The following is a 12,374-nucleotide window of genomic DNA, read 5'->3' on the forward strand; positions in this document are numbered from 1 at the left end:
AGTTAATTGAACGATATGGCAAAGAATCTGATCCTGTGGTTGATCATCGCGGCTGTCCTGGTGACGGTGATGAACAACTTCTCCAGCCCTAACGAGCCGCAGACCCTCAACTATTCCGACTTCATCCAGCAGGTCAAGGATGGCAAGGTCGAGCGCGTAGCGGTTGATGGCTATGTAATCACCGGCAAACGCAATGATGGCGACAGTTTCAAGACCATTCGTCCGGCAATTCAGGACAATGGCCTGATCGGCGATCTGGTCGACAACCACGTTGTGGTTGAAGGCAAGCAGCCTGAACAGCAAAGCATCTGGACCCAGCTTCTGGTGGCCAGCTTCCCGATCCTGGTGATCATCGCGGTGTTCATGTTCTTCATGCGCCAGATGCAGGGCGGTGCCGGTGGCAAGGGCGGACCGATGAGCTTCGGCAAGAGCAAGGCGCGCCTGCTCTCCGAAGATCAGGTGAAAACCACATTGGCTGACGTTGCCGGTTGCGACGAAGCCAAGGAAGAAGTCGGCGAGCTGGTTGAATTCCTCCGTGACCCGGGCAAGTTCCAGCGCCTGGGCGGCCGCATTCCTCGCGGCGTGTTGATGGTCGGTCCTCCGGGTACCGGTAAAACCTTGCTGGCCAAGGCGATTGCCGGCGAAGCCAAGGTTCCGTTCTTCACCATTTCCGGTTCTGACTTCGTCGAAATGTTCGTCGGTGTTGGTGCCAGCCGTGTTCGTGACATGTTCGAACAGGCCAAGAAGCACGCGCCGTGCATCATTTTCATCGACGAAATCGACGCCGTCGGTCGCCATCGTGGCGCCGGCATGGGTGGCGGTCACGACGAGCGTGAGCAGACTCTCAACCAACTGCTGGTTGAGATGGACGGCTTCGAGATGAATGATGGCATCATTGTTATCGCTGCAACCAACCGTCCTGACGTACTCGACCCTGCGCTGCTGCGTCCGGGCCGTTTCGACCGTCAGGTTGTCGTCGGTCTGCCGGATATCCGTGGTCGCGAACAGATTCTCAAGGTTCACATGCGCAAAGTGCCAATGGGTGACGACGTTGCTCCGGCCGTTATCGCGCGTGGTACCCCGGGCTTCTCCGGTGCTGATCTGGCAAACCTGGTCAACGAAGCGTCGCTGTTCGCTGCACGCAGCGGCAAGCGCATCGTTGAGATGAAAGAGTTCGAACTGGCCAAAGACAAGATCATGATGGGCGCCGAGCGCAAATCGATGGTCATGTCCGAGAAAGAGAAGCAGAACACCGCTTATCACGAAGCAGGTCATGCCATCGTTGGTCGCGTCGTGCCTGAGCATGATCCGGTGTACAAGGTGTCGATCATTCCGCGCGGCCGTGCGCTGGGTGTGACCATGTTCCTGCCGGAAGAAGATCGCTACAGCCTGTCCAAGCGTGCGCTGATCAGCCAGATCTGCTCGCTGTACGGTGGCCGTATTGCTGAAGAAATGACCCTTGGCTTCGACGGTGTAACCACTGGCGCCTCTAACGACATCATGCGTGCCAGCCAGATTGCGCGGAACATGGTGACCAAGTGGGGTCTGTCGGAAAAACTCGGTCCGTTGATGTACGCCGAAGAAGAGGGTGAAGTATTCCTCGGTCGCGGCGGTGGCGGCCAGGCTGCCAGCTTCTCCGGTGAGACAGCCAAGCTGATCGACTCCGAGGTGCGCAGCATCATTGACCAGTGCTACGGCACGGCCAAGCAGATCCTTACGGACAACCGTGACAAGCTTGATGCCATGGCTGATGCCCTGATGAAGTACGAAACGATCGATGCTGAACAGATCGACGACATCATGGCAGGTCGTACACCTCGCGAGCCTCGTGACTGGTCAGGTGGCACCGGTACGCCGCCGCCACCAGTGGTTCGAGACGAGCGTCCGGAAACACCGATTGGCGGCCCGGCTGCTGACGTTTAAGGTTTGAAATGACTTCTGTACAGTCCCTGACCCGGTTGCCTTGCGGCAACCGGGTTCTTGATTTGGCCCAGACGCATGTCATGGGTATTCTCAATGTCACCCCTGATTCTTTCTCCGACGGCGGCCAATACAGCCAGCTGGATGCAGCCTTGCGTCACGCTGCCGCCATGGTTGCAGCCGGTGCGACGCTGATTGATGTTGGTGGCGAATCTACTCGTCCTGGCGCGCGAGCAGTGTCCCCGCTCGAAGAGCTTGAGCGTGTGGCGCCGATCGTCGAGCTGATCAATCGTGAGCTTGATGTGATCATTTCGGTGGATACCTCCACACCCGCCGTGATGCGCGAAACCGCGCGCTTGGGGGCCGGGTTGATCAACGATGTGCGTTCGCTGCAGCGCGACGGCGCACTGGATGCGGCGGCGGCTACCGGTTTGCCGGTGTGCCTCATGCATATGCTCGGCGAGCCCGGAGATATGCAGGATAATCCGCATTATCAGGATGTCACGCGCGAAGTGGGCGACTTTCTCGCTGAGCGCATGACGCAATGTGCGGCTGCCGGTATTCCTGCCGAGCGAATCATTCTCGATCCGGGTTTCGGTTTCGCCAAAACCCTGCAGCACAATCTAAGCTTGTTCAAGCACATGGAAGCCCTGCATGCGTTGGGCAGGCCCTTGTTAGTGGGTGTTTCTCGAAAGAGCATGATCGGGCAGGCCTTGAATCGTCCTGTCGGCGAGCGGCTGCATGGCGGACTTGCGCTGGCGGCTCTGGCGTCGGTGAAAGGTGCGCGTATATTGCGCGTCCATGATGTTGCGGAAACGGTAGACGTGGTGCGCATGATCGCAGCCGTGGAATCAGCCGAATAAGAATGACGGAGCACTTATGAGCAAGAAATACTTTGGTACTGACGGCATTCGTGGTCGCGTCGGTGAATACCCGATTACTCCAGACTTCATGCTCAAGCTAGGCTGGGCGGCCGGCATGGCCTTTCGCAAGATGGGTGCCTGCAAGGTGCTGGTCGGCAAAGACACGCGGATTTCCGGTTATATGTTCGAATCGGCGCTTGAGGCCGGCCTGACGTCGGCGGGTGCCGATGTGATGCTGCTGGGCCCTATGCCGACGCCGGCTATTGCCTATCTGTCGCGCACGTTCCAGGCTGAGGCCGGTATCGTGATCAGTGCTTCGCACAATCCGCATGACGATAACGGCATCAAATTCTTTTCCGGTAAAGGCACCAAGCTGCCGGATGAACTGGAGCTGATGATCGAAGAGCTGCTCGACACCCCGATGACCGTGGTCGAATCGAGCAAGATCGGCAAAGTATCGCGAATCAACGATGCGTCGGGGCGCTACATCGAGTTCTGCAAAAGCAGCGTGCCAACGGGGACCAGTTTTTCCGGCCTCAAGATCGTTATCGACTGTGCGCATGGCGCGACCTATAAGGTGGCTCCGAGCGTCTTCCGCGAGTTGGGGGCGGAGGTCGTCGTTCTGTCGGCGCAACCTAATGGTCTGAACATCAACGAAAATTGCGGCTCGACCCATATGGGACAGTTGCAGGCTGCGGTACTCGCTGAGCACGCCGACCTGGGTATTGCTTTTGATGGTGATGGCGACCGGGTTTTGATGGTCGACCATACGGGTGCCATTGTTGATGGCGACGAATTGTTGTACATCATCGCCCGAGACCTGCATGAGCGTGGCAAATTGCAGGGCGGCGTGGTTGGCACCTTGATGAGTAATCTGGGGTTGGAGCTCGCGCTTGCAGAGCTTTCGATTCCATTTATTCGTGCCAATGTCGGCGACCGTTACGTGATCGCCGAGTTGCTTGAGCGCAACTGGCTGGTAGGTGGCGAAAATTCGGGGCATATCGTTTGCTTCAATCACACCACGACCGGTGATGCGATCATTGCCGCACTGCAAGTGTTGATGGCGCTGAAGACCCGTAATGAAGGTTTGGCGCAAACGCGTCAGGCATTGCGCAAGTGCCCTCAGGTACTGATCAATGTACGTTTCGGTGGTGGCGAAAGTCCGCTCGAGCATCCGGCTGTCAAGGAAGCCAGTGCGCGAGTCACCCAGGCAATGGCGGGGCGCGGTCGCGTGCTTTTGCGCAAGTCCGGGACAGAGCCGTTGGTGCGCGTAATGGTCGAAGGCGAGGATGAAACTCAGGTTCGCAACTATGCCGAAGAGCTGGCAAAACTGGTAACTGAAGTTTCTGCCTGATTCGGCTTGCAAGCCATGATTGTGTTGGGTAACATCTGCGCCCACTTTGACCGACGAGGTACAGCATGCGTCGCCCTATGGTAGCTGGTAACTGGAAGATGCACGGTACCCGCGCCAGCGTCGCTGAGCTGATCAACGGCCTTCGTCATCTGGCCTTGCCAAGCGGTGTTGATGTCGCGGTATTCCCGCCTTGCTTGTATATCAATCAAGTGATTGATGGCTTGAAAGGCAAGTCGATTTCGATCGGCGCGCAGAACTCTGCGGTGGAATCCATGCAAGGTGCATTGACCGGTGAAATTGCTCCGAGTCAGTTGGTGGATGCAGGTTGTTCCCTGGTACTTGTCGGGCACTCCGAACGCCGCCAGATAATGGGCGAGCGAGACGGGATGCTGAATCGCAAGTTCGCAGCGGCACAGGCATGTGGCTTGATTCCGGTGCTGTGTATAGGGGAGACCCTTGAGCAGCGTGAAGCCGGGAAAACTCTTGAGGTTGTCGGGCGTCAGCTGGGCAGCATCATCGAGGAGCTGGGTGTCGGTGCTTTTGCCAAGGCAGTCATTGCTTACGAGCCTGTCTGGGCCATTGGTACCGGACTGACTGCAACGCCGCAACAAGCTCAGGATGTGCATAAAGCCATCCGCGAGCAGTTGGCGGCAGAGAATTCTGAAGTCGCACGAGGTGTGCGGCTTCTATACGGCGGCAGCGTGAAGGCGGCCAATGCGGTCGAACTGTTCGGCATGCCGGATATCGATGGGGGGCTCATTGGTGGAGCTTCCCTGAATGCAGATGAGTTCGGTGCGATCTGTCGCGCCGCGGGAAACTGAAAAAATGCTGGAAACAGTCGTAGTCGTTTTTCATCTGCTGGGTGCATTGGGCGTAGTTGCTCTGGTTTTGCTGCAGCAGGGTAAGGGTGCGGACGCTGGCGCGTCTTTCGGAGCAGGTGCTTCAAATACTGTGTTCGGAAGCCAAGGTTCCTCTACCTTTCTTAGTAAGTTTACTGCTATACTTGCCGCCGGTTTCTTCATAACCAGCTTGGGGTTAGGTTACTTTGCTAAAGAGAAGGCTCATCAGCTGACTCAGGCAGGTCTCCCAAATCCAGCAGTGTTGGAAGTACCTAAGCAACAACAACCGGCTTCTGATGATGTACCGGTGCTTCAAGAGCAAAAGTCGGCTACTCCAGCGACTGACGTACCTCCAGCTCAAGAGCAGAAGTAAGAAGGGTTTCAAACGTAGTTTTGCCGAGGTGGTGGAATTGGTAGACACGCAACCTTGAGGTGGTTGTGCCCATAGGGTGTAGGGGTTCGAGTCCCCTTCTCGGTACCAATTAGTCAGGAGAGCCCGCTGTTGCGGGCTTTCTTGCAGGTGGAAGGTTACATTGACCCTATAAGGGATCGGTCGTATACTTCCGCCCCAGCTTTGTCGCGGGGTGGAGCAGTCTGGTAGCTCGTCGGGCTCATAACCCGAAGGTCGTCGGTTCAAATCCGGCCCCCGCAACCAGTTTAAGGAGCCCCTTTTCAGGGGCTTTTTGTTAGCTGGACACTTTCAACGCCGCTGTTCGACGGCGTTTCAAGGATGGGCGTTATGCCCATTTTTTTATTTTGCAAAGCATGCACATATCATGCACTAGGGGGTTCAGGTGTCGAGCAAGCTAGAAGAGTTGCAGGCCTTGCTGGCCCCGGTGGTCGTGGCCCTGGGCTATGAATGCTGGGGTATCGAGTTTTCGGCTCAGGGTCGCCACTCGATGTTGCGCGTTTATATCGATAAAGAGGGCGGCGTGCTGGTGGACGATTGCGCCATTGTCAGCCGTCAGATCAGCGGTGTACTGGATGTTGAAGATCCGATCGCCGTTGAATACACCCTCGAAGTTTCCTCGCCTGGCATGGAGCGCCCACTGTTCACTCTTGAGCAGTTTGCAAAGTTTGCCGGTGAACAAGTGAAGATCAAGCTGCGCTCGCCTTTTGAAGGTCGACGCAACTTTCAGGGCCTTCTGCGCGGTGTAGAAGAACAGGACGTCGTGGTGCAGGTAGATGACCATGAGTTCCTGTTGCCGATCGATATGATCGACAAGGCCAACATTATTCCCAGTTTTGACTGAGACGCGGATCCCGCGGATCCAATGGCTTGCGAAAGGCGAGGCGTACGATGAGCAAAGAAGTACTGCTGGTTGTTGAGTCGGTATCCAATGAAAAGGGCGTACCGGCAAGCGTAATTTTTGAAGCGCTGGAGCTGGCTTTGGCCACTGCTACCAAAAAGCGTTTTGAAGACGAAGTTGACCTGCGTGTGGAAATTAACCGCCACACCGGGGCATACGAAACTTTCCGTCGCTGGACGGTCGTCGAAGAGAATGATCTCGACGATCCGGCCATCGAAACCTGGCCAAGCAAGGTTGCCGAAACGCATCCGGGTGCCAAGGTTGGCGACGTTGTCGAAGAAAAGATCGAATCCATCGAGTTCGGCCGCATTGCTGCGCAGACTGCCAAGCAAGTCATCGTGCAGAAAGTTCGCGAAGCCGAGCGCGCTCAAGTGGTTGACGCTTATCGCGAGCGCCTGGGAGAAATCATCTCCGGCACCGTGAAAAAAGTCACCCGCGACAACGTGATCGTCGATCTGGGTAACAATGCTGAAGCGTTGCTGGCCCGTGAAGACATCATTTCTCGCGAAACCTTCCGTGTCGGCGTGCGTCTGCGTGCGCTGCTCAAGGAAATCCGCACCGAGAACCGCGGCCCGCAGCTGATCCTGTCGCGTACTGCGCCGGAAATGCTGATCGAGCTGTTCCGCATCGAAGTGCCGGAAATTGCCGAAGGCCTGATCGAAGTAATGGCAGCGTCCCGTGATCCGGGTTCGCGCGCCAAGATCGCCGTTCGCTCGAAGGACAAACGCATCGACCCGCAAGGCGCTTGCATTGGTATGCGCGGTTCGCGCGTCCAGGCAGTGTCGGGTGAGTTGGGCGGTGAGCGTGTTGATATCGTCCTGTGGGATGACAACCCGGCTCAGTTCGTGATCAACGCCATGTCCCCGGCTGAGGTTGCGGCAATTATCGTTGACGAAGATGCCCACGCAATGGACATCGCCGTTGGCGCAGACAATCTGGCTCAGGCCATCGGTCGCGGTGGTCAGAACGTGCGTCTGGCGAGCCAGTTGACTGGCTGGACCCTGAACGTGATGACCGAATCGGACATCCAGGCTAAGCAGCAAGCAGAAACCGGCGACATCCTGCGCAACTTCATCGACGAGCTGGAAGTCGACGAAGACCTGGCACAGGTGCTGGTAGATGAAGGCTTCACCAGCCTGGAAGAGATTGCCTACGTACCGTTGGAAGAAATGCTCAACATCGACGGCTTTGACGAAGATACCGTCAACGAGCTTCGCGCTCGTGCCAAGGATCGTTTGTTGACCAAAGCCATCGCTACTGAGGAAAAGCTGGCAGACGCCCATCCGGCCGAAGACCTGCTCTCGCTTGAGGGTATGGACAAGGATTTGGCGATGGAACTGGCGGTGCGCGGCGTAATTACCCGCGAAGACCTGGCCGAGCAGTCTATTGACGACCTGCTCGACATCGACGGCATTGACGATGATCGTGCCGGCAAGTTGATCATGGCCGCCCGAGCCCACTGGTTCGAGTAATTAGGCGCGGCCTGAGGAGAGAAGTGCATGACGCAAGTCACGGTGAAACAACTGGCCGATGAGGTCAAAACACCGGTAGAGCGCCTGTTGCAGCAGATGCGTGAGGCAGGTCTGCCGCACACCGCCGCCGAAGAAAATGTGACTGACAGTGAGAAGCAGTCCCTGCTGACTCACTTGAAAAGCAGCCACAAGGCGAAAGTGGAAGAACCACGCAAGATCACGCTGCAGCGTAAAACCACCAGCACCCTGCGTGTTGCTGGCAGCAAAAGCATCAGCGTTGAAGTCCGCAAGAAGAAAGTTTTCGTACAGCGCAGCCCGGAAGAAATCGAAGCCGAGCGCAAGCGTGAACTGGATGAGCGTCGCGCAGTAGAAAATGCTGCCCGTCAGAAGGCTGAAGAAGAAGCCAAGCAACGCGCCGAAGTAGAAGCGCGTAATCAGCCTGCTGCTGCGCAGACCGCTACCAGCGACGCCGTTGCGGCGCCGGCTGCAGTTGCCGAACCTGTTCGCGAAAGCGCACCGGTAGTTGCCGCTGCTCCAGCTCCGTCTGCTGACGTTCGCAACAAGCAGAACGAACAGCGCCGTCCGGACAAGCCACGTGCCGACGACAACAATCGTCGCAGCGGTGGTGGTGATGGCGAGCGCAAAAACGCTCCGCATCGCGCCTCGGTCAAAGAAAAAGCGCCGGCTCCACGTGTGGCGCCACGCACTACCGACGAAGAAAGCGATGGCTTCCGTCGCGGTGGTCGCGGCAAGGCCAAGCTGAAGAAGCGCAACGCTCACGGTTTCCAGAGCCCAACCGGCCCTGTCGTGCGTGATGTGCAGATCGGCGAGACCATCACTGTTGGCGATCTCGCCAATCAGATGTCGGTCAAGGCTGCTGAAATCATCAAGTTCATGTTCAAACTGGGTACTCCAGCGACCATCAACCAGGTGCTTGATCAGGAAACTGCTCAACTGGTAGCCGAAGAACTGGGCCACAAAGTGACCCTGGTCAGCGACACCGCGCTGGAAGATTCCCTGGCCGAGTCACTGAAGTTTGAAGGTGAGTCGTTCTCCCGTGCGCCAGTCGTGACCGTAATGGGCCACGTTGACCACGGTAAAACTTCCCTGCTCGACTACATCCGTCGTGCCAAGGTAGCTGCTGGCGAAGCCGGCGGTATCACCCAGCACATCGGTGCATACCACGTTGAAACCGAACGCGGCATGGTCACCTTCCTCGATACCCCTGGTCACGCCGCGTTTACCGCAATGCGTGCTCGTGGTGCCAAGGCGACCGACATCGTGATCCTGGTGGTTGCAGCGGACGACGGCGTGATGCCGCAGACCATTGAAGCTGTTCAGCACGCAGTAGCGGCCGGCGTTCCACTGGTTGTAGCCGTGAACAAAATCGACAAGCCGGGCGCCGATCTCGATCGCATCCGTAGCGAACTGTCGGTTCACGGTGTGACTTCCGAAGAGTGGGGCGGTGATACGCCGTTCGTACCGGTTTCGGCGAAGGTCGGTACTGGCGTGGACGAGCTGCTTGAAGCCGTTCTGCTGCAAGCTGAAGTTCTCGAACTGAAAGCGACCCCATCGGCTCCTGGCCGTGGCGTTGTGGTTGAATCGCGTCTCGACAAAGGTCGTGGCCCGGTGGCAACCGTTCTGGTTCAAGACGGTACCCTGCGCCAAGGCGACATGGTGCTGGTCGGTTCGAACTATGGCCGCGTTCGCGCCATGCTCGACGAGAATGGCAAGCCAATCAAGGAAGCCGGTCCTTCCATCCCTGTCGAGATCCTCGGCCTGGACGGTACCCCGGACGCTGGCGACGAGATGAGCGTGGTTGCCGACGAGAAGAAAGCCCGTGAAGTGGCTCTGTTCCGTCAAGGCAAGTTCCGCGAAGTCAAACTGGCTCGCGCTCACGCTGGCAAGCTGGAAAACATCTTCGAAAACATGGGTCAGGCCGAGAAGAAGACGCTCAACATCGTCCTCAAATCCGACGTCCGTGGTTCGCTGGAAGCGTTGAACGGTGCCTTGAATGGCCTGGGCAACGACGAAGTACAAGTGCGCGTAGTTGGCGGCGGTGTCGGTGGTATCACCGAGTCCGACGCTAACCTGGCACTGGCTTCCAACGCTGTACTGTTCGGCTTCAACGTGCGTGCCGATGCTGGCGCACGGAAGATCGTCGAGCAGGAAGGTCTGGACATGCGTTACTACAACGTGATCTACGACATCATCGAAGACGTCAAGAAAGCCCTGACCGGCATGCTCGGCAGCGATGTTCGCGAGAACATCCTGGGTGTGGCGGAAGTGCGTGACGTGTTCCGTTCGCCGAAGTTTGGCGCGATCGCTGGCTGCATGGTGATCGAAGGTGTTGTGCACCGTAACCGTCCGATCCGTGTACTGCGTGAAGACATCGTTATCTTCGAAGGCGAGCTGGAATCCCTGCGCCGCTTCAAGGATGACGCTTCCGAAGTACGTGCCGGCATGGAATGCGGTATCGGCGTGAAGAGCTACAACGACGTCAAAGTCGGCGACAAGATCGAAGTCTTCGAGAAGGTTCAGGTTGCTCGCAGCCTCTAACTCGCGCACTTCAGGAGCCGTGATGGCCGGCCACACTCACCAGTGTGGCGCATCACCCGGACTCTAAACGCAACGCCCGGTCTGGCTTTTGTCAGGCCGGGCGTTTGCCGCTTTCAGACCTTGCGGGTTTCACCGCTGGGCAGTAACAGGTAACAAAATCATGGCAAAAGAATACAGCCGTACCCAACGTATCGGCGATCAGATGCAGCGTGAGCTGGCTCAACTGATCCGTCGCGAAGTCAAAGATCCACGTGTGGGTCTGGTCACCATTACCGCTGTTGAAGTCAGCCGTGACGTCGGTCACGCGAAGATTTTCATCACCGTAATGGGGCAGGACAACGCTGAAGACATCGCACAAAGCATCAAGGTGCTCAACGCCGCCGCAGGCTTCCTGCGTATGCAACTGGCCCGTGAAATGAAGCTGCGCAGCGTGCCGCAATTGCACTTCCACTACGACGAATCCGTCGTGCGTGGTGCGCACCTGTCGGCCCTGATCGAGCGTGCCGTGGCTGAAGACAATCAGCATCCGGTCGCTGCTGAACCTGAAGACACCAAGGAGTAATTCGGTGGCTCAGGTCAAACGTATCCGTCGTAACGTCAGCGGCATCATCCTGCTCGACAAGCCGTTGGGGTTCACCTCCAACGCCGCGTTGCAGAAGGTTCGCTGGCTGCTCAATGCCGAGAAGGCCGGTCACACCGGCAGCCTCGATCCATTGGCCACCGGTGTATTGCCGCTGTGCTTTGGTGAGGCCACCAAGTTCTCGCAATACCTGCTCGATTCTGACAAGGGTTACGAAACCCTGGCGCAGTTGGGCAAGACCACCACCACGGCAGATGCCGAAGGTGAGGTTTTGCAGGAGCGCCCGGTGACCGTTGGTCGCGCCGATGTCGAAGCGGCTCTGCCGAAATTTCGTGGGCAAATCAGTCAGATACCGCCGATGTACTCGGCGCTCAAGCGTGATGGCCAGCCGCTGTACAAGTTGGCTCGTGCAGGCGAAGTAGTGGAGCGCGAACCGCGTTCTGTTACTATTGCGCGCTTGGAATTACTGGCCTTCGAAGGCGATACTGCGCGTCTTGCGGTGGACTGCAGCAAAGGCACTTATATTCGCACCCTGGTGGAGGATATCGGTGAGCAACTCGGTTGTGGTGCATACGTCGCTGAATTGCGCCGTACCCAGGCCGGGCCTTTCACCCTGGCGCAGACGGTTACCCTCGAAGAGCTGGAAGCGGTACATGCCGAAGGCGGCAACGAAGCGGTCGATCGCTTCCTGATGCCATCGGACAGCGGCCTGCTGGATTGGCCGTTGCTGCACTTCTCCGAAGCGAGTGCGTTCTACTGGCTCAATGGCCAGCCGGTACGTGCCCCGGATGCTCCGAAGTTCGGCATGGTACGGGTACAGGATCACAATGGTCGCTTCATCGGTATCGGTGAAGTGAGCGAAGACGGGCGTATCGCGCCACGTCGTTTGATTCGGTCAGAATGACCGGAACCGGCCTGTGTAACAGCAGGTCGGCGAGTGTGGCTGTTAACAGGCACGGTCACGACTCATTTATAGATACAGGGATTTGTCCCTGGCCTGTTGAAGCTGTTTCCCTGAAACAGTTTCCTGATAAAAGGATTGCCTCATGGCTCTCGACGTTCAAGAAAAAGCTCAAATCGTTGCTGACTACCAGCAAGCTGTTGGTGACACTGGTTCGCCAGAAGTGCAAGTTGCACTGCTGACCCACAACATCAACAAACTGCAAGGTCACTTCAAGGCCAACGGTAAAGATCACCACTCCCGTCGTGGTCTGATCCGCATGGTAAACCAGCGTCGCAAGCTGCTGGACTACCTGAAAGGCAAGGACGTGAGCCGTTACAGCGCTCTGATCGCTCGCCTGGGTCTGCGTCGCTAATCAGCGATTGCGCTATGAGGTTGGTGGTCTGTCGGACGTCAGCGGTTTACCGCCGGCGTCTTGCAGGCTCCCAGCCTCAAGTTTTATCTGGATACACGTTTTACCCCGGACAACGGTTGGGCCGATTCCCGACATTGCCCAAGAATTCGCAAGAAACCAGT

At 57.4% G+C, this 12,374-nt stretch carries 11 protein-coding genes and 2 tRNA genes; all 13 read left to right on the forward strand.

Annotation, left to right across the window (positions count from 1 at the left end):
- The first annotated feature begins 15 nt into the window (after positions 1–15).
- The 13 genes from ftsH to rpsO all read left to right on the forward strand — a co-directional run bounded on the left by ftsH (position 16) and on the right by rpsO (position 12,213).
- Positions 16–1,923, forward strand: a complete 1,908-nt coding sequence (gene ftsH / locus HU718_RS04960) for an ATP-dependent zinc metalloprotease FtsH (protein ID WP_016986501.1) — start codon at positions 16–18, stop codon at positions 1,921–1,923.
- 8 nt (positions 1,924–1,931) lie between these two features.
- Positions 1,932–2,783, forward strand: coding sequence for a dihydropteroate synthase (gene folP / locus HU718_RS04965; protein ID WP_077571029.1), 852 nt, complete (start codon positions 1,932–1,934; stop codon positions 2,781–2,783).
- A gap of 16 nt (positions 2,784–2,799) precedes the next feature.
- On the forward strand, positions 2,800–4,137 hold the full coding sequence (gene glmM / locus HU718_RS04970) for a phosphoglucosamine mutase (RefSeq protein WP_077571031.1): 1,338 nt from the start codon (positions 2,800–2,802) through the stop codon (positions 4,135–4,137).
- Between the two features lie 65 nt (positions 4,138–4,202).
- Positions 4,203–4,958 (forward strand): triose-phosphate isomerase, encoded by a 756-nt coding sequence (gene tpiA / locus HU718_RS04975; protein ID WP_077571033.1) that lies wholly within the window; start codon positions 4,203–4,205, stop codon positions 4,956–4,958.
- Positions 4,959–4,962: 4 nt separating this feature from the next.
- The gene (gene secG, locus HU718_RS04980; RefSeq protein WP_016986497.1) at positions 4,963–5,349 is read left to right on the forward strand and encodes a preprotein translocase subunit SecG; all 387 of its coding nucleotides are present in this window, start codon (positions 4,963–4,965) and stop codon (positions 5,347–5,349) included.
- Positions 5,350–5,371: 22 nt separating this feature from the next.
- Positions 5,372–5,457: transfer RNA gene (locus HU718_RS04985), tRNA-Leu, on the forward strand.
- A 97-nt stretch (positions 5,458–5,554) separates the two neighbouring features.
- Positions 5,555–5,631 (forward strand) — tRNA-Met (locus HU718_RS04990).
- A 139-nt stretch (positions 5,632–5,770) separates the two neighbouring features.
- Positions 5,771–6,229, forward strand: coding sequence for a ribosome maturation factor RimP (rimP, locus tag HU718_RS04995; protein ID WP_077571035.1), 459 nt, complete (start codon positions 5,771–5,773; stop codon positions 6,227–6,229).
- Between the two features lie 47 nt (positions 6,230–6,276).
- Positions 6,277–7,758 (forward strand): transcription termination factor NusA, encoded by a 1,482-nt coding sequence (gene nusA / locus HU718_RS05000; RefSeq protein ID WP_077571038.1) that lies wholly within the window; start codon positions 6,277–6,279, stop codon positions 7,756–7,758.
- Between the two features lie 27 nt (positions 7,759–7,785).
- On the forward strand, positions 7,786–10,317 hold the full coding sequence (infB, locus tag HU718_RS05005) for a translation initiation factor IF-2 (protein ID WP_077571040.1): 2,532 nt from the start codon (positions 7,786–7,788) through the stop codon (positions 10,315–10,317).
- A gap of 160 nt (positions 10,318–10,477) precedes the next feature.
- Positions 10,478–10,879, forward strand: a complete 402-nt coding sequence (gene rbfA / locus HU718_RS05010; protein WP_007915259.1) for a 30S ribosome-binding factor RbfA — start codon at positions 10,478–10,480, stop codon at positions 10,877–10,879.
- Between the two features lie 4 nt (positions 10,880–10,883).
- Positions 10,884–11,801 (forward strand): tRNA pseudouridine(55) synthase TruB, encoded by a 918-nt coding sequence (gene truB, locus HU718_RS05015; protein ID WP_034154423.1) that lies wholly within the window; start codon positions 10,884–10,886, stop codon positions 11,799–11,801.
- A gap of 142 nt (positions 11,802–11,943) precedes the next feature.
- The gene (rpsO, locus tag HU718_RS05020; RefSeq protein ID WP_003197723.1) at positions 11,944–12,213 is read left to right on the forward strand and encodes a 30S ribosomal protein S15; all 270 of its coding nucleotides are present in this window, start codon (positions 11,944–11,946) and stop codon (positions 12,211–12,213) included.
- Positions 12,214–12,374: the final 161 nt, after the last annotated feature.

Origin of the sequence: Pseudomonas tensinigenes, from assembly GCF_014268445.2 — a bacterium.
GTDB lineage: Bacteria > Pseudomonadota > Gammaproteobacteria > Pseudomonadales > Pseudomonadaceae > Aquipseudomonas > Aquipseudomonas tensinigenes.